This window comes from Saccharopolyspora sp. NPDC049426 (genome assembly GCF_040676935.1).
Taxonomy (GTDB): Bacteria; Actinomycetota; Actinomycetes; order Mycobacteriales; family Pseudonocardiaceae; genus Saccharopolyspora.
Window position 1 is genome coordinate 171,163 of record NZ_JBFAPZ010000007.1, and the last position, 21,106, is coordinate 192,268.

Genomic DNA, 21,106 nt, shown 5'->3' on the forward strand with positions numbered 1-21,106 from the left:
TGGCGGGATCACGACTCGGACCCGTCATCGCGCAGGGCGCGGCGAGCCGTGGCGATCACCCGGGACGGCTGGACGGTGTCGAGCTCGGCGTTGACCACAGCGCCCAGCAGCACCGCGAACGCCGTGACGTACAGCCACAGCAGCACGCCCATCGGGGCTGCCAGCGCACCGTAGACGGGCGAGTTCTGCAGGCTCACCTCCAGGTAGATCCGCAGCCCGAAGCTGCCCGCGAGCCACACCACCAGTGCCACCGCGGCGCCCGGGACGTGCTCGCGCCAGGGCGTGTGGATCGGGACCGAGACCATGTACAGGGTGCTCAGCGACACGATCGAGCCGAGCACGATCAGCGGCCAGTACAGCCCGTACACCAGCCCCGCCGCCTGCGGGACCCACCCGGCGATCACCGACGGTCCGACCGCCAGCAGCGGCAGCAGGATCAGCGCCACCAGCAGACCCACCACGTAGACCAGCACCGACATCAACCGCTGCCGCACCACACCGCGCTGGCCGCCGAGTCCGTAGACCACCGAGATCGTGTCGATGTAGACGTTCAACGCCGTCGATCCGGACCACAGCGCGAGCAGGAAACCGATCGAGATGATCCCGGCGCGTCCCGAGCCGAGCACTTCGAGCAGCATCGGCCGCAGCAGCTGATCGATGGCCTGCGGCGACAGGACCGTTCCGGCCGCCTCCACCAGGGTGTTCTCCACCGCCGCGACCGTGTCCTCGCGGCCGAGCCATCCGGCCAGGTAGCCGAGGGTGCCGACGACGCTCAGCAGGACCGGCGGGAGCGAGGTCAGCGTGAAGAACGCGGCCTCGCCGGCCAGGCCGGTCAGCCGGTAGCGACCGCTGGCCTCCGCGGTGCGGGAGGCCAGCCTGAACAGGCCCCGCAGCCGCGGGTCGCGCGGGTGTCGGAGCCGCTGGAAGACGCTGCGCGGCACGACTCCCTCCTCCGGGCGCTCTGCTTCTCGCGTGGTGGTCACGAACGGTGAGATGCGCGGGAGGGCCCCGGCGTCACGGTCCTGATCGTGATTTTCTGCGATGCGGTCCTCCACCGCCGCACGGACACGCCCGGAGGGGGTGGGCTCTCAGATGACGCCGAGGTCGAGCATGGTGTCGGCGACCTTGGTGAATCCGGCGATGTTGGCGCCCAGGACGTAGTTGCCGGGAGCTCCGTGGGCTTCGGCGGTGGCCAGGCAGTCGTTGTGGATGTCGGCCATGATCTCCGACAGCCGCGCGTCGGTGTAGTCGAAGTGCCACGAGTCGCGGGACGCGTTCTGCTGCATCTCCAGGCCCGAGGTGGCCACGCCACCGGCGTTGGCGGCCTTGCCGGGCGCGAAGGCGATCCCGGCGTCGACGAAGACCTTCAGCGCGCCGGGCGTGGTCGGCATGTTCGCGCCCTCGCCCACCGCGACGACGCCGTTGCGCACCAGCGCGAGCGCGGCCTCGTCGTCGAGCTCGTTCTGGGTGGCGCAGGGCAGCGCGATCGCGCAGGGCACGTCCCAGATCGAGCCGTCCGCGATGAACCGGGCGCCCTCGTGGTCCTCGGCGTACTCCTTGAGACGACCGGAGCGGACCTCCTTGAGCTCCCGGACCGCTTCGACGTCGATGCCGCTCTCGTCGACGACGTAACCACCGGAATCGGACATCGCCACGACGGTGCCGCCGAGCTCCTCGGCCTTCCGGGCGGCGTAGATCGCGACGTTGCCCGCGCCGGAAACCACGACCCGACGTCCGTCGAAGCTCTCACCGCGGGCGCGCAGCATCTCCTCGACGAAGTAGACCGTGCCGTAGCCGGTCGCTTCGGTGCGCACCTGCGATCCGCCCCAGTTGAGCCCCTTGCCGGTGAGCACGCCCGACTCGTAGCGGTTGGTGATGCGCTTGTACTGGCCGAACAGGTAGCCGATCTCGCGGCGCCCGACGCCGATGTCGCCCGCGGGCACGTCGGTGTACTCGCCGATGTGGCGGTGCAGCTCGGTCATGAACGACTGGCAGAACCGCATGATCTCGGCGTCGGACTTGCCCTTCGGGTCGAAGTCCGCCCCGCCCTTGCCACCGCCGAGCGGCAGCCCGGTGAGCGCGTTCTTGAAGATCTGCTCGAAGCCGAGGAACTTGATCACGCCGATGTTGACCGAGGGGTGGAAGCGGAGACCGCCCTTGTACGGCCCTAGGGCGGAGTTGAACTCGACGCGGAACCCGCGGTTGACCCTGACCTCGCCCGCGTCATCGGTCCACGGAACCCGGAAGATGATCTGCCGCTCGGGTTCACACAACCGCTCCAGCACACCGGACCGCAGGTACTCGGGATGCCGCGCGAGCGCGGGTTCCAGCGACTCCAGGACCTCGTAGACGGCCTGGCCGAACTCGGGCTGGTGCCCGTCGCGGAACTGGATGGCACCGAAGACCTCGGCGGTCAGTTCTAGTCCGTTCGGGTCTCGGCTCACGGGCGAGGCTCCTCAGCTGCAGAAAACAGGATGATCGCACTGTTCTTAACAGAACATTGATCCGAACGAAACATGGTGGGTGCGCTTCACGTTCTGCTGCTCCGGTCAGCCGGATCTCGCGCGCGGTGGGCGAGCCCGGATGCTCTTTCCCCGGGCTCGCCCACCTCCGCGGTTCACTTCGCAGGCATGAGCACCTGGTCCACGACGAAGACCGTCGCGTTGGCGGTGGGGACGTTGCCGCACAGCACGCTGGCACCGTTGACCTTCAGCTGGTCACCGGAGCCCTCGATCTTGACCTGCCCGCCTTGGACGGTGTCGACGGAACCGGCCCTCGCCAGGTCGTCGGCGGTCATCCGCTGCGGGACCACGTGGTAGGTCAGGGTGCTGGTGAGCGCCTCCTTCTGGGCGGGGTCGGTCAGCATCGCCTGCAACTGCTCCGGCGGGATCGCGTCGAACGCCGGGTCCGCGGGGGCGAAAACGGTGTACTGGGCGTCGGACTTGTTCAGGGTGTCGACCAGGCCGGCGGACTTGACGGCGGCGGTCAACTTCGTCAGCAGCGGGTTGTTGGAGGCCGCGGTGCCGACCGGGTCGTCGATCATGCCCTGCACCGAGCCGGGGTTCGCCGGGTCGGTGGGCACCTGGGCGCAGCCGGGTCCGAACACGTCCGAGGCCGTGGTCATGCCCTGCTGCATCGGCGGGGCCGGTGCGGGCGCGGGCGGCGGGGGCGCCTGGCCCTGGTCGGCCGAGGGCTGCTCCGACTGCCCGCCGCAGGCGGCCAGCGCGAAGGTGAGCACTGCGGCACCGGCACCGAAGGCAGAGCGGCGAAGTGCGGTCATTGACGATCATCTCCTCTGTCGAACGTCGGTCATCTGGGATTCGGAGCAGGTGCGGTGCGAGATTGGTGCGATCGCGGGGAATTCCGCCCTCACCGCGCGGTGCAGAAGATCGAGTGCCAGCCCGTCGCTCCATCCGGGACGGTCGGCATCCGCTGCGGTGTCTGGGTGGCGCCGTTCCGGTCGGTCGCGCGGCATTCCACGGTGCGCCCGCCGGTCGGCAGGTCGAGCTCCACGCGCCACATCCGCCAGGTGTGCCCGGAGACCTCTGTGGACAGTTGCGCGTCCCGCCACGGGCCGCCGTCCACCCGCACCTCGACCCGCGCGATGCCGTGCGGTTGGGCCCACGCCGTGCCCGCTGCGGTGAAGCGCCCGGCGGGCACCTTCTCGAACGGTTTCGGCCGGTCGATGCGGGACTGCACCTTGATCGGCGCGCGCTCGGCCCAGCCGCGCTGCTCCCAGTACGTCTCCCGGTCGAATGTGGTGAGCTCCACGTCGACCAGCCACTTCGTCGCCGACACGTACCCGTAGAGGCCCGAGGTCACCATCCGGACCGGGAACCCGTGCTCTGCGGGCAGCGGCTCGCCGTTCATGCCGTAGGCCAGCAGCGCCGGACGTTCCGGGTCCATCAGCGCCTCGACCGGGGTTCCCGCGGTGTACCCGTCGGCGCTGGTGCTGAAGACCTGCTCGGCTCCCGCTCGGACGCCTGCCTCGCGCAGGACGTCCCGGAACGGCACCCCGGTGAACTCCGCGGTCGACGTGTACGGACCACCGACCTCGTTGGACACGCAGGTCATCGTGATCGTCCGGGTCTCCTGCGGACGGCGGAGCAGGTCGTCCAAGGACAGTTCGAGCTCGCGGCCGACCATGCCGTGCACCCGCAACCGCCACGAATCCGGATCCACCCGGGGAACCGCCAGCGCGGTGTCCACGCGGTAGAAGTCGGCGTTCGAGGTGCGGAACGCCGGGGTGCCGACACCGGCGAAGTCCGCGCCGCCCGGAACCGGTCCCGGCTTCGGTATGCGGCGGGCGAGCGCTTCGCGCGCGCGGCCGGTCGATCGCTGCGCCAGCGCGGAACCGCCGAGCCCGCCGATCACCGATCCGGCCGCGAGACCGCCTGCGGTGAGCAGGAATCTCCGCCGTCCCGGCGACGACTCAGCCCCGGTCCCGGTGCGGTGCAGCGCGACGAACGCGCCGACCCCGACGGCCACCGCGGCGAGCGACGGCAGCGGCCCGAGCGCACCCACGTCCGGTCGGGTCGCCGAGGCCACCACGCCCAGCAGCCCGAACGCGGCGATCAGCACCGCGCCGGGCGCCGGGCCGCGGCGCGACACCAGGCCCGCGACGACGGCCAGCAGACCGATGACGACCGCCATCCCCGCCAGCAGCACGAGCTTGTCCGATTCGCCGAACCACCGGATGGCCAGCGCCTTCACCGGTTCCGGCGTCAGGTCGATCGCGGTGTGTCCGACGGCCAGGAACGGCGAGGCGTTCTGCTCCACCAGACCGGCCAGCAGGTGACCGGCGGCGAGCGCGGCGGCGACGGCCAGCACCCCGGACAGCGCGCGGATCGCGGGTGATCTCATGCCCTTCATTCGTCGCCGCGTCCCGAGTGGATTGGCCGAACTCACCGCCGCTTCGGCGGCAGGGGCAGGAAACCGCTCGTGCGATCGACGTAGGCGGCGTACTCGGGTCGTCGCTCGCGCAACCGGCGTTCGAGCATGGGTTTGCCGGTGCCGCGCGCGAGCAGCCACGTCATCAGCAGCGGTGAGAGCACGGCGAGCGGACCCGGCCAGTGCTGGCAGGCCATCAGGTACACGCCCCACCACACGCAGGCGTCGCCGAAGTAGTTCGGGTGGCGCGTGTAGCGCCAGAGCCCGCGGTCGAGGACGCGCCCGGCGTTGGCGGGATCGGCGCGGAACCGCCGCAGCTGCTCGTCACCGACCGCTTCGAAGAACATCCCCACGGCCCACACCGCGGCGCCGACCGCGCTGAAGACCCCGATCCCGGGACCGGCGAACAGCACGGGCAGCGCGACGAACCACATCACCACGCCCTGGACCAGGTAGACGCGCACGAACATGCGCAGCGCGGGGAAGCGCCGCGCGCGTGCGGCCATCTCCACGTACCTCGGGTCCTCGGGCAGCCCGGCGTTGCGCCGGTGCAGGTGCACCGCCAGCCGGATCCCCCACACGACCACGAGCGCCGCGGGCAGCGCACCGGTCCGCCCGGTCACGAACGACACGGCCGCGATGAGCGCGAAACCCGCTCCCCACGCGGTGTCGATGGTGTCGTAGCGCCCGCGCAGCCGGGCGAGCGCGAACGTCGCGGTCACCGCGAACAGCGCGACGGCCAGCGCCAGCGGGACGGCGACGGCCGGGCTCATCGCACGACCTCCCGCAGCACCGGCGGCATCCCGCTGGTGCCGAGCTCGTCCGAGCGCACGGCGACGATCTGGTCCACTCCCATCCGGTTCTCCTCGAAGGCGAGCAGACCGCCGGCCAGGTAGAGCCGCCACACCCGGTGCTGCTCGGGACCGAGCATCCGCTCCGCCAACTCGTGCTGCTCGTCGAGCGTGCGCGCCCACTCGCGCACGGTGGCCACGTAGTGCTCCCGCATCGCCTCGACGTCGCGCACCTCGAAACCGCCCGCTTCGAGCCGTTCGACGGTGCGCCCCACCGGGACCATCGTCATGTCCGGGGCGATGTAGGAGGAGATAAACGCGCCACCGCCCGGTTCCGCCGCGCCGCCGCGGGACATCTGCTGCAGCAGCAACCGCCCGCGCGGGCGCAGCATCCGGTGCAGGGTGGCGACGTAGTCGGCGTACCGGGACTCGCCGACGTGCTCGCCCATCTCCACGCTGGCCACCGCGTCGTAGGGCACGCCCGCCAGTTCCCGGTAGTCCTCCAGCCGCACGCGCACCCTGCCCTGCAGGCCGAGCTGGGTCACCCGGCGCTCGATGTGCTCGAACTGGCTGCGCGACAACGTGATCCCGGTGGCCTCGACGCCGTGGTACCGGGCGGCGTGCAGCACCAGGGATCCCCAGCCGCAACCGACGTCCAGCAGTCGCATCCCGGGCCGCAGGCCGAGCTTGCGGCAGATCAGCTCCAGCTTGGCCTCCTGCGCGGTCGGCAGGTCTTCCTCACCGGTCGGGAAGTAGCCGCAGGAGTAGGCCATCGCCGGGTCCAGCAGCAGCGCGTAGAAGTCGTTGCCCACGTCGTAGTGGTGCGCGATCGCCGCGCGGTCGCGCCACCGGGTGTGCAACCGGCCGGACAGCCGCGCCTCCGCCGCCGGGATGCGCGGCCTCGGGCCGACCGCGCCCAGGCGCAGCGCGGCCAGCGCGACGTCCCGCCACTCGCGCACGCCCATTCCCCATCCGCTGAGCTCGTGCTCGCGCACCGCCGCCCAGCAGCGGCGAAGCCCGTCGGTGAGGTCACCGTCGACGTCGAGGTCTCCCGAGACGAAAGCGCGCGCCAGCCCCAGCTCTCCCGGGCTCCACAGGAAGTGCCGGAGCGCCGCCCGCCTGCGCAGCACCACCTGCGGTCCCGACGCCGGGCCGGCGTGGCTGCCGTCCCAGGCGCGCACCCCGATCGGCAGCGGCACGCCGAAGGTGCCACCGACGATCTCCTCCATGATTTCCGCAGCTCCGCTGCGGGTCGTGCTCACCAGCGCCACGCTCGCCTCCCGGGTCGGATGCCTCCTTCTCGCCCATTCGGTGCGGGTGCGGTGGCGGACTGGTGAACGTGTCCGTGGTCACAGGAGCAATCCGCGCGCGACCGGGCCACGAATCAGGGGCATGCACGAACCGAACCTCCGCGTTCTGACGTCGCCCGAGACGCCACCGCGGACCGTCCTGCTGGCGCTGCACGGCGGGCGGCCCGTCAGCCGCGCACCCGTGCGCGGCACCCACTTCGCCTATCGGCGGATGTTCCCGCTCGCCCGCGCCGGGCAACGCCCGGACGTCGCGGTGTGGGTGCTGCGCAACCGGGTGCGGGGCTGGAACGAGCCCGCACTCGACGCGGTCGGCGACGCGCACCGCGCGCTCGACGTGATTCGCCGCGCGCACCGGGGCGCCCGGATCGCGCTGCTGGGGCATTCGATGGGCGGGCGGGTCGCGCTGCGGCTGGCCGGTGAACCGGACGTGGTGGGCGTGTGCGCGCTCGCGCCGTGGACGACCCCGGACGACCCGGTCGAGCAGCTCACCGGCCGGATCGTGCGGATCGTGCACGGCGACCGGGACCGGACGACCCCGCCGGAGACGTCCCTGACCTACTCCCGCCGCGCGCGGCGGGCGGGCGCGACCCTCTCGCGCCACGTGATCAGCGGCTCCGGGCACGCGATGCTGCGCCGGTCCCGGCAGTGGAACGCTCAGGTCTCCGCCTTCGCCGCCGACTGCGCGACCGCGCGGAGCCCGCGATGAGCCGGGAACGCGTCGCCGTCGTGGGCGCCGGGGTGTCCGGGCTGACCGCCGCCCACCTGCTGTCCCGCGCGCACGACGTGGTGCTGTTCGAAGGCGAGGACCGGCTCGGAGGACACGCCCACACCCACGACGTGCGCACCGCCGACGGGCGCGTGGTCGCCGTCGACAGCGGGTTCATCGTGCACAACGAGCGCACCTACCCGCAGCTGCTCCGGTTGTTCGCCGAGCTCGGGGTGTCCACGAGGGACACCGAGATGTCGATGAGCGTGCGGTGCCGGGGTTGCGGGCTGGAGTACGCGGGCGCCAAGCGGCTCGGCGGGCTGTTCCCGCGCGCGCAGAACCTCCGCGACCTCCGGTACCTGCGCACGCTGTCGCAAGTGCGGCGGTTCCACCGGCAGGCCGGTGAGCTGCTCGACCGGCCCGGTGGTGATCAGCGCACGCTCGCCGAGTTCCTGGCCGACGGCGGGTACACCCGCCACTTCACCGAGCACTTCGCGATCCCGCTGGTCTCCGCGGTCTGGTCCGCGGGACCGGCCACCAGCGGGCGGTACCCGGCGCGCTACCTCTTCGAGTTCCTGCGGCACCACGGGATGCTGTCGATCGGCGGCTCCCCGACCTGGCGCACCGTGGTCGGCGGTTCCCGGGAGTACGTGCGGCTGATCGCCGAGCGGCTGCACGCCGTGCGCACCGCGACGCCGGTGCGCACGGTCCGCAGGCTCGCCGACCGGGTGGAGGTTCGCTCCGCCGCCGATGAGGTGCACGAGTTCGACCGCGTGGTCGTGGCCACCCACGCCGACCAGGCGCTGCGGCTGCTGGCCGAGCCGACCACCGCGCAACGACGCGCGCTGGGGGCCTTCGAGTACTCGGAGAACGCGACGCTGCTGCACACCGACGCGTCGGTGCTGCCGGCCAGCCGCGGTGCGAGGGCGTCCTGGAACTACCTCAAGAACGGCTGCACCGACGATTCGGGCGGGGCCCGGATCAGCTACGACATGAACCGCCTGATGGGTCTCGCCGAGCCCGCGGACTACGTGGTCACGCTCAACGGCTCCGCCGACGTGGACCCCGGCGGCGTGCTCGCCGAGATGCACTACCGGCACCCGATCTACACACCGGATTCGGTTGCGGCGCAAGCGGAACTGCCGGCGATCGGCGACGACCGGGTGCGGTTCGCGGGCGCCTACCACGGCTGGGGGTTCCACGAGGACGGATGCCTGTCCGGCGTGCGGGCGGCCGCGGGCCTGGGGACGGGGTGGTGATCGTGCGCCTCTACGACGTCGTCATCAGCCACTCCCGCGAGGTCGAGCCGCGGCGCCGCTTCCGGCACCGGGCGCACACCTGGCTGGTCGACCTCGACGACCTGCCCCGGCTGCCCGGGCCGCTGCGCTCGCTGATCCGCTTCGACGCCCGCGACCACCTGGGCGACCCGCACCGCAGCATCCGCGAGAACCTGGACCGCTGGCTGGCGCTGCGAGGCGTCGACCTCCGCAACGGCCGGGTCCTGATGCTCGCGGGCGCGCGCGTGCTGGGCCACGCGTTCAACCCGATCACGGTCTTCTGGTGCCACCGCCCGGACGGATCGCAGGAGTGCGTGGTCGCCGAGGTCCACAACACCTACGGCGAACGGCACTGCTACCTGCTGCGCCCGGACGGCGACGGCGTCGGGGAGGTCGACAAGCGGTTCTACGTCTCCCCGTTCCTGCCCTCCGAGGGCCACTACCGGATGCGCCTGGAACCGCCGGGCGATCGGCTTCGGGTGCACGTCGAGCTCGTCCACGACGGACGGACCGCGTTCCGCGCCTCGATGACGGGCCGGCGTCGACCGACGACCCCGGCGCAGCTCGTGCGGACGGCCCTGCGCCACCCGCTGGCACCGCGGCGGATCTCCGCGCTGATCCGCCGCCACGGCGTCGCGCTGCTGCTGCGGCGGGTTCCCCGCACCCGCCGCACTCCCCACATCCACCAGGAAGGAGTCCGATGACCACCACGACCACCGCCGCGCAGGAAAGCGCGGGGACCGCTCGACCGTGGGACCTGCTCGACGCCGCACCGCACTCGCCGGTCCGCGCCGCGGTCGCCGAGCGGCTGTTCCGGCACGCCGTGCGCGCGTTGCCGGTCCGAGTCGCGCTCGCGGGCGGCGACGTGCTGGGCGCGGGCGGCCCGGATGCGCCGCTCATGCGCGTGGAAGACCCGAAGGCGTTCTTCCACCGCCTCGGCGTCGACGCCAAGATCGGCTTCGGCGAGTCCTACATGGCCGGTGAGTGGACCAGCTCGGATCCGGCGGAGCTGCTCACCCCGTTCGCCGCGCGGATCGCCACGCTCGTGCCCGCACCGCTGCAACGCGCGCGGCGCTGGGTCGAAGCCCGCCAGCCCAGCACCGAGCGGGGCACGGTCACCGGCGCCCGGGAGAACATCCACCGCCACTACGACCTGTCCAACGACGTCTTCGCGACGTTCCTGGACGAGACGATGACCTACTCGGCGGCTCTGTTCCCGCCGGGCGGCGACGACCTCGGCACCGCGCAGGTCCGCAAGATCGACCGGATCCTGGACCTGGCCGCGGTCGGACAGGACACCGAACTGCTGGAGATCGGCACCGGCTGGGGCTCGCTGGCGGCACGCGCCGCCCGGCGAGGCGCCAGGGTGACCACCCTGACCCTGTCGGCCGAGCAGCAGCAGCTCGCCCAGAAGTCGCTGGCCGAGGACGGCCTCGCGGACCGGGTGGAGGTGCGGCTGGCCGACTACCGGGAGATCACCGGCCGGTTCGACGCCGTGGTGAGCGTGGAGATGATCGAGGCCGTCGGCCGGGAGTTCTGGCCCGATTACGTCGGCGCCCTGGACCGGTTGGTGGCACCCGGCGGCCGGATCGGCCTGCAGGCGATCACCATGCCGCACGACCGGATGCTGGCCACCGACGGCGCCTACACCTGGATCCACAAGTACATCTTCCCCGGCGGCCAGCTGCCCTCGGTCGAGGCGCTGGAAGCGGCCTTCGACCAGCACACCAGCTTGCGGCGCACCGAGCGGCACTCCTTCGGCCCGAGCTACGCGACGACGCTGCAGCACTGGCGGCAGCGCTTCCTGGAGCGCTGGGACGAGGTGCGCGCACTGGGCTTCAGCGAGCGGTTCCGCCGCATGTGGGAGTTCTACCTCGCCTACAGCGAGGCGGGATTCCGCTCCGGCTACCTCGACGTCTGGCAGCTCGGATATCGCAAACCCGCTCAGGGCTGAACAATGACCCGGCAGAGGCCGGGCACGAGGAAGGTGCACATGGAGACCACTCGCAGACCGGCTGAGCAACCGGAAGCAGGGGATTCCTCAGGACCGCACGAACTGCTGGTGTCCGTGGCCAAGGGCGACGAGCAGGCGTTCGCGCGGTTGTACGACCTCGTGGCCGCACCGGTGCACGGGCTCGTGCAGCGGGTCGTCCGCGACACCGCCCAGTCCGAGGAGGTAACCCAGGAGGTCCTCGTCGAGGTGTGGCGCTCGGCCAGCCGGTACCGCAGCGACCGGGGCACCGCGATGGCCTGGATCATGACGATCGCGCACCGCAGGGCGGTGGACCGGGTCCGCAGCGCCCAGGCGGCCGCCGAGCGCGAGACCAAAGCCGGTCGCCAGGAAGCCGGACGGCCCTACGACGAAGTGGCCGAAGCCGTGCTCTCCCGGTTCGAGCAGCGCCAGCTGCGCCGCTGCATCGGCACCCTCACGGACCTGCAACGCGAATCCGTGGTGCTGACCTACTACCGCGGCTACACCTACCGCGAAGCGGCCGGATTGCTCGACGCCCCGCTCGCAACCGTCAAAACACGCCTGCGCGACGGCCTCATCCGGCTGCGCGACTGCCTGGGGGTGACCACTCGATGAGCAAGGAACTGGCCGTGTTGACCGGCGCTTACGCCGTGGACGCGCTGAGCGGGACCGAGCTGGCCGAGTTCGAGCGCCACCTGGCCCGTTGCGAGGACTGCGCCCAGGAGGTGCGGGAGCTGCGGGAAACCGCCGCTCGGCTCGGCGCGGACACCGCCGTCCCGCCTCCCGAAGCGCTCAAGCAGGAGGTCATGGAGGAGATCGCCCGCACCCGCCAGCTGCCACCGCTGGCGGCGGAACCTTCTTCCGGCCGCATCTTCCGGTTCCCCCAGATGGGGAGCTGGGCCACCCGGCTCGCCGTCGCGGCGGCCGCCGCCGGCATCGCCCTGGCCGCCGCGTTCGGCGGCGTCGCCTGGCAGAGCCAGCAGGACCTGGCCGAGGCGAACCGGCTCGCCCAGCAGGCCGGCTCGCACAACGCCGAGGTCGCCCGGCTGCTGCAATCGCCGGACGCGCGGCTGGTCCACGGCTCGGCGGGAGAGGCGCGAGCGGTCAGCGTCGTGTCCCGGCAGCTGGGCAGCGCCGCGTTCCTGACCTCGGACATGCCCGCAGCACCCGCGGACCGGACCTACCAGCTCTGGTTCATCGGCGACGAGGGTCCCAGCTCGGCCGGCGTGCTGCCTCCGGCTCCCACGGGAGAACCGCTGATGACGGCGATGCCCGCCGACGCCCGCCAGCTCGCCGTGACGGTCGAGCCGAGAGGCGGCTCAGCGCAACCCACCACCGACCCGATCATGGTGATGGCGGTGCCCAGCTGAGCGATTCACCAGCACCGACCGAGGCAGACCACTGTGGACAGCCAACCACCCGGCGTGCCGCGCCGAGCCGATCGCAGCCACCGACCCCGGTGCCCGATCGCCCGGCCGGCGCGGCGGGAGAAACAATCGGCCCGATGACACGCTTGCGATGGACCCACGACCAGATGCCCCGGCTCGACGGGCGGACCGTGATCGTCACCGGCGCGAGCAACGGCGTCGGCATGGCGACGGCGCGCGGGTTCGCCCGCGCCGGAGCGCACGTCGTGCTCGCGGTCCGCAGCCTGGATCGCGGCGAGGCGGCCGCCCGCGCCGTGCGCGGCAGCAACGAGGTGCGCAGGCTCGACCTGGCGGACCTCGCCTCCGTCCGCGAGTTCGCCGAGTCCTGGAGCGGGGACGTCGACGTGCTGGTCAACAACGCCGGTGTGGCGATGGTCCCGGCCGGGCGCACGGTCGACGGGTTCGAGATGCAGTTCGGCACCAACCACCTCGGTCACTTCGCGCTGACCAACCTGCTGATGCCGCACATCACCGGTCGCGTCGTCGCGCTCGGCTCCGGGGCGCACCGGTTCGGCAGGATCGACTTCGAAGACCCGAACTTCGAGCGCCGCCCCTACCAGCCGGTCGCGGCGTACGGCCAGTCCAAGCTGGCGAACCTGCTGTTCGTCCTCGAACTCCAGCGGCGGCTGGAACGGATCGGTTCACCTGTCCGCGCGCTGGCCGCGCACCCGGGCTACACCGCCTCCGACCTCGGAACCCACGGCCGGAACCGCCTGCTGGTCGGGGCAACGCGGATCGCGGGCTCCCTGCTGGCGCAGGGCCCCGCCATGGGCGCGCTGCCGAGCCTGTACGCGGCGACGCAAGACCTGCCCGGGGCTAGCTACGTCGGTCCCGACGGCCACCGGGAGCTGCGCGGGTACCCGACGCTCGTCGGCCGCAGCGCGCAGGCCAGCGACCCGGAAGCGGCGAAGCGCCTGTGGGAGATGTCGACGCGGCTCACCGGGATTCCCGGTCCGGGAGACCTCCTGGCGTGAGCCTCGTGTCAGCCCACCCGGGAGGCCGTGATCGCGCCGTGCGGCCGGGCACCGGGATCATCGCGGGTGTCGCATGCCGAGACGGCGAAACCGGCTTCTTCGATCATGCGGCTGAGCTGGTCGACCGGCCAGAAGTACGCGGTGGTCACCGCGTGGTCGAAGGGTTCGAGCTCCGGCCCGCGGCAGAAGCCGACGAGGAGTCCGCCGCCGGGTTCGACGACCCGGGCGAACTCGGCGAGCACAGCGGGGACGCGGTCGGGCCGCAGGTGGATCAGGGAGTACCACGCGAGGATCCCGGCCAGGCCGGAATCCGCGACGTCGAGCTGCTCGGCGAAGCCTTCCCGGAACGAGACGTCCGGGAAGCGCTTCCGGGCGGAGGCGACGAATTCCGGTGTCGGATCGACGCCTTCGACGTCCAAGCCCTGCTCGTGCAGCCAGTTCGTCCAGTGCCCCGGCCCGCATCCCACGTCGAGGATCGGCCCCTCGGGTTGTTCGCGAGCCCACCCGGCGACCAGCTCGCGATCGGGTGATGCGGCCGCATCGATGTCGCCGAAGAGCCCGATGTACTCCTCCGCTCGCCGCCCGTACGCCTCGCTCGCAGAACCTTCCGCCACTCGGCATGTATACCACCGCCCGGGTCCGAATCCGGGCGCATCAGGGCGAGACGGGCCGCGACCCGCGCACAAGTCAGGACTTCCACGGAAGGCGAACTCGCCGGAGATTCCGCTGGTCGCAGGCGCATCAGAGCGGCTTCGTCAAGAGGGCGCGGGCGAAATGATTGCCATGTGACAAGCAAATTCCAGCGGAATTGGTGGTAGCCTGCCAAAGATCACGACCCAACGCCTGCCGCGGAAGCATTTTCGCATGTCAGTCTGGGTCTCTGATCCAGCTGAGCATCTGATGCGATCCCCATCCACTGCACCACGTCCACCCCGCCAGCGAGCCCTCACCGATCCACTGCCGCGTGAGCCCGCCGTCGCCGCTGGTCAGAACGCCAGGCCGAGGACAGGGCGCAACCGAGCACGTCAACGCGCGAGCGGAAGAGCGGTTCGGGTGCGGTTGCGCCCACTGCGTCGTCGAGAACGTAATTCGCCGAAACGGAGGAACGGCCCATGCCACAGCTCGAACCGGTCGTCAAGAATTCGGACAAGGGATATGTAGCTCTCCTCGGCTGGAGCCTCAACGCCGTGGAAGCTCTTGACAGGTTCGACCGGAACTACGTCGTCGTCGCCCCGGACTGGGCCGAGAAGTACTGCGTCGAGCACGACATCCCCTACGTGCCGTGGAACTTCGAGCGGCTCAACGACCGCTCGATGGAGATCGCCGAAACCCTCCAGGAGATGGGTGTCGACGTCGCGATCCCGCTGTACGAGGAGACGGTGGAGTGGGCCGGAGCGATCAACTCCGTGCTGCTGGACAACCCGCGCCTGCTCGGCCAGGCAATGCTGCTGCGCGACAAGGCGCTGATGAAGCGCCGCGCGCAGCTCGGCGGCATCCGGGTCGGGATCTTCGAGGAGGCCCACGACCGGGACGACGTGATCCGCTTCCTCAAGCGCGTCAACCAGACGCTGCTCAAGCTCGACGGTGACCCGAACGACCCGATCCACGTCAAGGCCTTCGACAAGGCCGGATCGCTCGGGCACCGCGTCATCCGCACCCCGGACGAGATCGACCAGATCCCCGACGACGAGTTCCCGGTCCTCATGGAGTCGCACCTCGACGGCTGGGAGTTCGCCGTCGAAGCGTGGATCCACAACGGGAAGATCAAGTTCCTCAACATCTCCGAGTACGTCACGCTCGGCTACTCGGTGTTCGTGCCCGCAACCCCGGAGCTGGAGCGGTACAGGGCCCAGATCACGGAGCAGATCGAGAAGCTCATCAAGACCTTCGACATCGAGTTCGGCTTCGTGCACCCTGAGTACTTCGTCACCAGCGACGGCGAGATGTACTTCGGCGAGGTCGCCTACCGGCCGCCGGGGTTCAAGGTCTTCGAGCTGCTCGAGCGGGCCTACGGGTTCAACGCCTACCAGGGCCTGGTCCTGGCCTTCGACCCGAAGACGACCGAGGAGGAGATCGACGCGTTCTTCCCGCGCGAGGTGGTCGACGCGACCGGGGTCGCGGGGTGCTTCGGCGTCTACCCCCGTCGCCGGGTCGTCAACGAGCTGCAGATTCCGGAGCAGACCGAGGACGACGACTACTATGATTCGCATGACCTGTCGGCACCGCTGGAGGAAACGGTCACCAAGAGGACGGCGTTCGGCACCCACTGGGGCCTGCTGTACTTCTTCGGCGAGGACCCCTACCGGATGCGTGAACTGCTGAAAGAGCAGGAAGTGCTCGACTTCTACGTCTGACGGCTCCGTCGACGCAGGAGAACTACCCGAGGGACACCGTTGAAACCGACCGCCGATGCCTCGGGCCAGGTCACGACGCTGGACAAGCGCGTGACCTCGCTCGACGGCGCGATCCAGGCCATGGCCGAGGCTCCCGACTTCAGCAAGCACGCGAAGCTGCGGCGAGTTCTGGAGGCGCTGCGGCGAGTGCTGCTACAGCAGGGCGGCGCCGCAGCGGTCCAGGCCAGGGCGCAGGCGCTGGAGGAAGCCGGGCTGTTCCGGGGGACCGACTGGGCGTCCCCGGAGATCCTGATCCCGTCGCTGGTCGGCCCCGGGCTGCGCAGCGACGACGTGGACACGGTCGTGATGGAGGTGACCAGCGAGCTGCGGATGCTCGCCGTCGCCCGCGAGGAGTTCGCACATCCGACGATCTCCGCCGAGGACGCCCGCCAGTTCCTCACTCAGGTGCTGGCCATGAACCTGGAGCTGCTGTTCACCTCGCCCAGCGAAGCGGAGCGGATCCGGCAGGGCCGGATCGCGCACCTCATCCGGGACCTGTTCCGGCACCTCGCCGACGAGATCGGCTACGACAGCGTGCTGGACAACCTGGTCGACGAGATCTGGCGAATCCTGCGCCAGCGCCCGATCCAGGTCGACCAGGTGCAGTCGCTGATCACCCGGATCGCGATCTACCGCGGCGATCCGGACATCGACCTGGGCGCGTCGTCCGGGCAGGGCATCGACCGGCTCATCACCAGCTTGTTCGGGACCACCGAGGCTTGCCGGGACGACCCGGGCATCGACGTCTTCCGCTCCCGGCTGGAGTCGCTGGACACCCGGGGCCTGCAGTACGAGGCCACCGGGTTCGCGCGGGCGATGCACGACACCGGGCTGGTGTCGCCGTACCACGCTGAGCTGCTGCGATTCGTCCTGTCCGACAGCGACTACCTCGTCGGTGAAGCGCTCGGGTTGTCCGACACCGGCCGGAACTGCCTGCTGCGCTTCAGCGACCTGGTGCACGAGCTGGTCGAGAAGGCGGTGCACCCGCAGACCGCGCAGTGCGTCTACGGGCTGGCGCTGCTGCTCGACCGCGGCATCCTCTACGAGCCGCCCGTGGAACCCGCGCTCTGGCGCCAGCTGGCACTTGATCTCTCCCCGGCCGCGCGGGAGCGGCTGATCCTGGCGTTCGGCGACGAACCGGATCCGGTGGCGCGCCTGACAGCGGGAGTGCTGTCGATGCTGGGCCAGCCGCTGGGCGTCGGCCAGGGCGACAACCCGACCTGCCAGTCGGCCCGCGCGCTGTCCATGTGGGCCGGCAACGACCCGGACTACCTGCTGCAGATGGTGGTCTGGGCGGCCCGCGACGACGAGGTCATCATGCACTTCGAGGGCCGGCCGATCTCGTCGAAGGACCTCGCCTCCGGAGTCGCCACCTCGCTGCCGACGGACCTCGACCCGGTCTCGCTGCTCGTCGTCCCCCACCTGGACCGGATCTACGCCGAGATGGGGCGGCACTGCGCCGACCGGCCGGGCGACCCGCACAGGTGGGTCAACCCCGAGTTCCACGGCTGGTGGGCGGCCCGCGGGTTCCGCATCAACGTCGACGTCTCGACCGGCAACCTGATCGACCTCGAAACGTTCCTGCGCGAGTTCCACGCCAGCTACCACCCCACCTACAACGGCGACCGGCCGCTGATCCACCCGCAGCCGGCCGGCGTCGCCGTCACCGACAGCGCGGCCCGCTACGTCGGCTGGCACGCGATCACGATCCTGCGAGTCGCGCGGGATCCGCAGGACGTCATGCGGGTCTACTTCTTCAACCCGAACAACGACAGCGGGCAGGACTGGGGCGACGGCGTGGTGGTCTCCACGGCGGGAAGCGGTGAGCGCTTCGGCGAGGCGTCGCTGCCGTTCGACCAGTTCGCCTCCCGCCTCTACATCTTCCACCTCGACCCGCTCGAACGGATGGAGCCGGAGCGCGTTCCCGCCGAGGACATCGCGCGGATCACCGGTTACATCGAGCGCAGCTGGGGAGCCGAGCGGTTACCCGCGGGCAGCCTGCAGGCCGCCAAGGACCCGCATCCCTGACCTCCGGTCAGCCCCTCGGCGCGCCGACGGCGTCGGGGTTCGTCGTCGTCGCGGCGAGGGCGTCGGCGACGGTGGCGTGGCACTCCAGCAGGGCGCGGAGTCCGGCGGCGTGCAGCGCGTCCTGGACCGCCTCGCTCGCGACGACGACGTGCAGCGCCCCACCGCGAGCGTGCGCGAGCATGTGGGCGTGGGTGAGCAGTTGCAGGTCTGGGACGTCGAGCACGCTCACATCGGTGAGGTCCACGACGACCAGCCGCGCCGTAGACGTCGGCTGCGGCCAGAGCATGGTCTCGAGCTGGTCGACCGTGTCGCGGTCCACGGGTGCGCTGACGGTGGCGACGACCGCGTCCGGCCGCGGGAACGTCACCTGGACGCTCGCCGCCGGTGCCTTGCCGGTGGTGTCGTGCAGAGCCTCGTCGCCGAGAGCTCCGGCAACCCGCTGCCCGAGGGACATCCTGTCGTCCTTCCTCGCGTCGGCGGCGTCCGTCGCCGACCGACCTTGCGGCCTCAGCCCGATCAAGTTGAGCCACGTGATCTTAGCGGTTGCTTGCCGCGTGGCAAGCAAATTCGCGGAGAACGCCGGGCCTCCGGCACCTCGTCGCACGGGAACGGATCAATGCCGCGAGGCAATCGATTCGAGGATCAGAGCAGGATCCAGCTCCGCTCGTCCGCTGCGGGGAGCTCGCCTCCGCGAGGCCCGATCCAGTCGATGCACACCGCCACGGCGTCGTCGTCCAGGTCGCTGTCCTGGAGGAAGGCCCGGAGGTCGCTGAGCAGCGATCGCACGGCCTCGGTGGGAGGCAGTCGGCGGCTGGCCTGCAGCGTTCGGCGCAGCGAGGCGGTGCTGTAGTGGCGATCGGCGAGCACGGCGTCGTAGATCCCGTCGGTCAGCACGAAGAGCCGATCACCCGGCTCCAGCTGGAGGTGCTGCTCCTCGTACTCCGTGCCGTCGACCAGGCCTAGCGGGAGCTGGGCCTCCAATTCGACGCGCTCCACGCTGTTCTCGCGAACGAGCCACAACCGCGGCGAGCCCGCATCGATGACGCGGACTTCGCCCGTGGCGAGGTCGATCCTCATCAGGAGGGTCGAGATGTGCTGCGTCCCCGCGTGGTGGGCCCACACCGCCTGGTCGGCGAGGGCGGCCTGGGTGGCGAGGTTGGCGCCGCCGCGCCGCGCGTTGCGCAGCGCTGTGATCGCCAGCGTGGTCAGCGCGGCCGCCGTCGTGCTCTCGCCCATGCCGTTGGTGACCGCGACGGTGAGCGAGTCCAAGTCCTGGGCCCAGTCGAAGTTGTCGCCCCGCACCGCGTAGGCGGGTTCGAGCTGACCGGCGAGCCGGTAGGAAGCGCAGGCGACGGAACGCACCGGCAGGAGCTGCCACTGCATCTCGGCGGCGAGCGTCAAGCGCTGCGGGCGTCGTGCGCGCTGATAGCGGTCCGTCGCCACTTCGGCGAGCACGATCGCGTGGGCCACGAGTTCGGCTGCGATGGCCAGCTCTTCGCGCACCTCCTCGTCCGGCGCTCCTGGAAGCCGCAACCACAGGACGCCCGACCGGTCGCCCCGCACCGTCATCGGCAGAACCAGCGCGACCTCGTGGTCGAGCGGCTGCTGGATGCACACCTGGTCGCAGAAGACGCGCCCTTCCAGCGTCGCCACCAGCGGAATTCCCGGGCCTTCCGGTTCGATGACCGGTTCCAGGACGGCGAGGCGCAGGTCTGCCAGGTAGATCTCCAGCCCTGCGACGCCGAAGTGCTTCCCCAGCAGGTCCAGCAGCGTTTCCGGCAGCTCGTGAGCCGGCGCGGCCCGCAACGCGCGATCGATGGAATCCAGACGTGTCGCGACGGTCACCATGTCTCCGGCTTCACCCAAGTCCGCTCAACCGCGGACGTACTCGGCTCCTGGCGTGCCAGAATACGTCCGGTATCGCAGTGCGCGGCCTTGATACACCCGGCGAGGAGGATTCTCCGGTGCGCAAACCAGATCCCCTGTCCGCGGAATCACTCGACGACCTCGAGGCCGGCATCACGGTTCTCATGGTCGTCTGGGGACGCAGCGCCGAGCGGATCAAGCCCAAGGTCTCCCCGTCGCAGCTGCGGGCGCTCGTCGTCGTGGATCGCCACGGCTCCATCAACCTCATGAGCCTCGCCGACGAACTGGGTTCCATCCCGTCGGTGACGAGCCGGGTGTGCGATCGGCTCCAGGCCGCCGGCCTCCTCGACCGCGTCGCCGGCTCCGACGACCGGCGCGAGGTCATGCTCCAGCTCTCCCGGGACGGCCGCCGCCTCCTCCGCCAGTTCCAGCGGGAACGCCAGGCCGACCTCAAGGATGTCCTCAGCGCCATGCCCCCGCGCACCCGCACCGCACTGCTCACCGGTCTCAGCGCCTTCCACGCAGCAGCGACAGAACTCGACCTCCCGGACGAAGAACTCGCCTGACCACCGGGCGACTCGACCCGCGGACGCGACCTCCCCACGTGCTCGCGCGCGACAATCCCCGTCGGCAACGATCGCCAACGGGGCCTGCGGAAAAGTGTTGCGCGATAATGGGTTCGAAAAGTGTCCGCTACCGCGTCAAAGGTAGACAGCCGCCGCTTCGCCGCACCGGACGGCCTCCACGCGGCAACGTCCCGCACCCGCTGAGCACATACGTCACGCCCCATCCCAGCGGGACAGGTGACGCCGACAAGGCGATCAGCCAGATCAGTTCCGTTCCGCACCAGAGAGGCGTCCAGGCGCACGCATGATGGTCGCGCGCAGCCGTTCTTCACCGCTCCAGTGACGTGTGCCTGCAGGAGCGAGCATGACGAAAACCGCAGGTGAGCGGATCTTCTTCACCTGATCGATGAAATCTGTGATCGTCGGTGTAGACATTCCCCGGTGAGTGTGTGTAGTCTTCTGCTCGCGGCAAGAGAGAGAACATCAAGTGGCACGGGAGATGACGAACTGCCCGTGAGCAAGCGCAGGACGGTCAGGGCTGCGGGGGCCGAGCAGGAGACGGGCCCCGGCAGATGACCAAGGGCAGTCGGCAAGCCACAACCGGAGCCAGGCACGACGGTCCGGAGCCGACGGTCGCGTGCGGATTGGCAAGTCAGGAAACAGAGGAGAAGGGAAGGGTTACACGCCATCGGATCGCCTGCTTCCGGCTGAGTAGTCGCCGGGCGGGTACCGCAGTCCCCATCGGATTGGAAGGTGGTCTTCGGTTACGCGAACGCGATCCCCGCAGTCTTCGCCTCCAGTGCGGAGCACGCGGACACAGAAGGGCTGATCTCACGATCGGCTGATGGAAGTGAAACCCACAACCCTGGGGCCCCGGTGCCACACGCACCGGGGCCCCTCTTGATG

Annotated in this window: 20 protein-coding genes; 10 read left to right on the forward strand and 10 right to left on the reverse strand. The window is 70.7% G+C overall.

Annotated elements, in window-relative coordinates:
- Positions 1-8: 8 nt before the first annotated feature.
- From AB0J78_RS17200 to AB0J78_RS17225, 6 genes are all read right to left on the reverse strand, one after another.
- Entirely contained in the window at positions 9-983 is a 975-nt protein-coding gene (locus AB0J78_RS17200) for a YihY/virulence factor BrkB family protein (protein ID WP_363790011.1), read from the reverse strand.
- A 105-nt stretch (positions 984-1,088) separates the two neighbouring features.
- A complete protein-coding gene (gene gdhA, locus AB0J78_RS17205) occupies positions 1,089-2,444 on the reverse strand; it encodes an NADP-specific glutamate dehydrogenase (protein WP_363790013.1) in 1,356 nt (451 codons plus the stop codon).
- 173 nt (positions 2,445-2,617) lie between these two features.
- Positions 2,618-3,280 carry a fasciclin domain-containing protein gene (locus AB0J78_RS17210; protein WP_363790015.1) on the reverse strand — a complete coding sequence of 221 codons (663 nt, stop codon included), beginning with the start codon at positions 3,278-3,280 and terminating at the stop codon, positions 2,618-2,620.
- Positions 3,281-3,369: 89 nt separating this feature from the next.
- Positions 3,370-4,872 carry a molybdopterin-dependent oxidoreductase gene (locus tag AB0J78_RS17215; protein WP_363790017.1) on the reverse strand — a complete coding sequence of 501 codons (1,503 nt, stop codon included), beginning with the start codon at positions 4,870-4,872 and terminating at the stop codon, positions 3,370-3,372.
- A 32-nt stretch (positions 4,873-4,904) separates the two neighbouring features.
- Complete coding sequence (locus AB0J78_RS17220; protein WP_363790019.1) at positions 4,905-5,663, reverse strand: DUF1295 domain-containing protein; 759 nt, start codon at positions 5,661-5,663, stop codon at positions 4,905-4,907.
- Positions 5,660-6,910: a cyclopropane-fatty-acyl-phospholipid synthase family protein gene (locus AB0J78_RS17225; protein ID WP_363790435.1), complete on the reverse strand. Its 1,251-nt coding sequence runs from the start codon at positions 6,908-6,910 to the stop codon at positions 5,660-5,662. Before AB0J78_RS17225 ends, AB0J78_RS17220 begins: the two co-directional genes overlap by 4 nt.
- Before the next feature lie 163 nt (positions 6,911-7,073).
- Between AB0J78_RS17225 and AB0J78_RS17230 the strand changes: the two genes are divergently transcribed.
- The 7 genes from AB0J78_RS17230 to AB0J78_RS17260 all read left to right on the forward strand — a co-directional run bounded on the left by AB0J78_RS17230 (position 7,074) and on the right by AB0J78_RS17260 (position 13,347).
- A complete protein-coding gene (locus AB0J78_RS17230; protein WP_363790021.1) occupies positions 7,074-7,697 on the forward strand; it encodes an alpha/beta fold hydrolase in 624 nt (207 codons plus the stop codon).
- On the forward strand, positions 7,694-8,956 hold the full coding sequence (locus AB0J78_RS17235) for an FAD-dependent oxidoreductase (RefSeq protein WP_363790023.1): 1,263 nt from the start codon (positions 7,694-7,696) through the stop codon (positions 8,954-8,956). The genes AB0J78_RS17230 and AB0J78_RS17235 overlap by 4 nt, the downstream gene beginning before the upstream one ends.
- A complete protein-coding gene (locus AB0J78_RS17240) occupies positions 8,950-9,678 on the forward strand; it encodes a DUF1365 domain-containing protein (protein WP_363790437.1) in 729 nt (242 codons plus the stop codon). The genes AB0J78_RS17235 and AB0J78_RS17240 overlap by 7 nt, the downstream gene beginning before the upstream one ends.
- Complete coding sequence (locus tag AB0J78_RS17245) at positions 9,675-10,928, forward strand: cyclopropane-fatty-acyl-phospholipid synthase family protein (RefSeq protein ID WP_363790025.1); 1,254 nt, start codon at positions 9,675-9,677, stop codon at positions 10,926-10,928. The genes AB0J78_RS17240 and AB0J78_RS17245 overlap by 4 nt, the downstream gene beginning before the upstream one ends.
- Positions 10,929-10,967: 39 nt before the next feature.
- Positions 10,968-11,561, forward strand: coding sequence for an ECF RNA polymerase sigma factor SigK (gene sigK, locus AB0J78_RS17250; RefSeq protein ID WP_363790027.1), 594 nt, complete (start codon positions 10,968-10,970; stop codon positions 11,559-11,561).
- Complete coding sequence (locus AB0J78_RS17255) at positions 11,558-12,316, forward strand: anti-sigma factor (RefSeq protein WP_363790029.1); 759 nt, start codon at positions 11,558-11,560, stop codon at positions 12,314-12,316. Before sigK ends, AB0J78_RS17255 begins: the two co-directional genes overlap by 4 nt.
- Before the next feature lie 134 nt (positions 12,317-12,450).
- A complete protein-coding gene (locus AB0J78_RS17260; RefSeq protein ID WP_363790031.1) occupies positions 12,451-13,347 on the forward strand; it encodes an oxidoreductase in 897 nt (298 codons plus the stop codon).
- Positions 13,348-13,355: 8 nt separating this feature from the next.
- Here the strand turns inward: AB0J78_RS17260 and AB0J78_RS17265 are convergent, their stop codons facing one another.
- Positions 13,356-13,961, reverse strand: a complete 606-nt coding sequence (locus AB0J78_RS17265; protein ID WP_363790034.1) for a methyltransferase domain-containing protein — start codon at positions 13,959-13,961, stop codon at positions 13,356-13,358.
- Positions 13,962-14,459: 498 nt separating this feature from the next.
- On the opposite strand from AB0J78_RS17265, the gene AB0J78_RS17270 reads away from it, so the two are divergent.
- Together AB0J78_RS17270 and AB0J78_RS17275 are read left to right on the forward strand one after the other, a co-directional pair.
- Entirely contained in the window at positions 14,460-15,701 is a 1,242-nt protein-coding gene (locus AB0J78_RS17270; RefSeq protein WP_363790036.1) for a carboxylate--amine ligase, read from the forward strand.
- A 39-nt stretch (positions 15,702-15,740) separates the two neighbouring features.
- Positions 15,741-17,768, forward strand: a complete 2,028-nt coding sequence (locus AB0J78_RS17275; protein WP_363790038.1) for a hypothetical protein — start codon at positions 15,741-15,743, stop codon at positions 17,766-17,768.
- 7 nt (positions 17,769-17,775) lie between these two features.
- Here the strand turns inward: AB0J78_RS17275 and AB0J78_RS17280 are convergent, their stop codons facing one another.
- Positions 17,776-18,222 carry an STAS domain-containing protein gene (locus AB0J78_RS17280; protein ID WP_363790040.1) on the reverse strand — a complete coding sequence of 149 codons (447 nt, stop codon included), beginning with the start codon at positions 18,220-18,222 and terminating at the stop codon, positions 17,776-17,778.
- A 188-nt stretch (positions 18,223-18,410) separates the two neighbouring features.
- A complete protein-coding gene (locus AB0J78_RS17285) occupies positions 18,411-19,613 on the reverse strand; it encodes a PP2C family protein-serine/threonine phosphatase (protein WP_363790042.1) in 1,203 nt (400 codons plus the stop codon).
- Between the two features lie 119 nt (positions 19,614-19,732).
- Between AB0J78_RS17285 and AB0J78_RS17290 the strand changes: the two genes are divergently transcribed.
- Positions 19,733-20,200 carry a MarR family transcriptional regulator gene (locus AB0J78_RS17290; RefSeq protein WP_363790044.1) on the forward strand — a complete coding sequence of 156 codons (468 nt, stop codon included), beginning with the start codon at positions 19,733-19,735 and terminating at the stop codon, positions 20,198-20,200.
- 264 nt (positions 20,201-20,464) lie between these two features.
- Here the strand turns inward: AB0J78_RS17290 and AB0J78_RS17295 are convergent, their stop codons facing one another.
- Positions 20,465-20,635, reverse strand: a complete 171-nt coding sequence (locus AB0J78_RS17295; protein WP_363790046.1) for a hypothetical protein — start codon at positions 20,633-20,635, stop codon at positions 20,465-20,467.
- Between the last annotated feature and the right edge of the window lie 471 nt (positions 20,636-21,106).

Excerpts from the sequence above, each read along its gene's own strand:
- AB0J78_RS17210 (WP_363790015.1), bottom strand. The coding sequence starts at position 3,280 with ATGACCGCACTTCGCCGCTCTGCCTTCGGTGCCGGTGCCGCAGTGCTC.
- AB0J78_RS17215 (WP_363790017.1), bottom strand. The coding sequence starts at position 4,872 with ATGAAGGGCATGAGATCACCCGCGATCCGCGCGCTGTCCGGGGTGCTG.
- AB0J78_RS17220 (WP_363790019.1), bottom strand. The coding sequence starts at position 5,663 with ATGAGCCCGGCCGTCGCCGTCCCGCTGGCGCTGGCCGTCGCGCTGTTC.
- AB0J78_RS17225 (WP_363790435.1), bottom strand. The coding sequence starts at position 6,910 with ATGGAGGAGATCGTCGGTGGCACCTTCGGCGTGCCGCTGCCGATCGGG.
- AB0J78_RS17230 (WP_363790021.1), top strand. The coding sequence starts at position 7,074 with ATGCACGAACCGAACCTCCGCGTTCTGACGTCGCCCGAGACGCCACCG.
- AB0J78_RS17235 (WP_363790023.1), top strand. The coding sequence starts at position 7,694 with ATGAGCCGGGAACGCGTCGCCGTCGTGGGCGCCGGGGTGTCCGGGCTG.
- AB0J78_RS17245 (WP_363790025.1), top strand. The coding sequence starts at position 9,675 with ATGACCACCACGACCACCGCCGCGCAGGAAAGCGCGGGGACCGCTCGA.
- sigK (WP_363790027.1), top strand. The coding sequence starts at position 10,968 with ATGGAGACCACTCGCAGACCGGCTGAGCAACCGGAAGCAGGGGATTCC.
- AB0J78_RS17255 (WP_363790029.1), top strand. The coding sequence starts at position 11,558 with ATGAGCAAGGAACTGGCCGTGTTGACCGGCGCTTACGCCGTGGACGCG.
- AB0J78_RS17260 (WP_363790031.1), top strand. The coding sequence starts at position 12,451 with ATGACACGCTTGCGATGGACCCACGACCAGATGCCCCGGCTCGACGGG.
- AB0J78_RS17270 (WP_363790036.1), top strand. The coding sequence starts at position 14,460 with ATGCCACAGCTCGAACCGGTCGTCAAGAATTCGGACAAGGGATATGTA.
- AB0J78_RS17280 (WP_363790040.1), bottom strand. The coding sequence starts at position 18,222 with ATGTCCCTCGGGCAGCGGGTTGCCGGAGCTCTCGGCGACGAGGCTCTG.
- AB0J78_RS17295 (WP_363790046.1), bottom strand. The coding sequence starts at position 20,635 with ATGTCTACACCGACGATCACAGATTTCATCGATCAGGTGAAGAAGATC.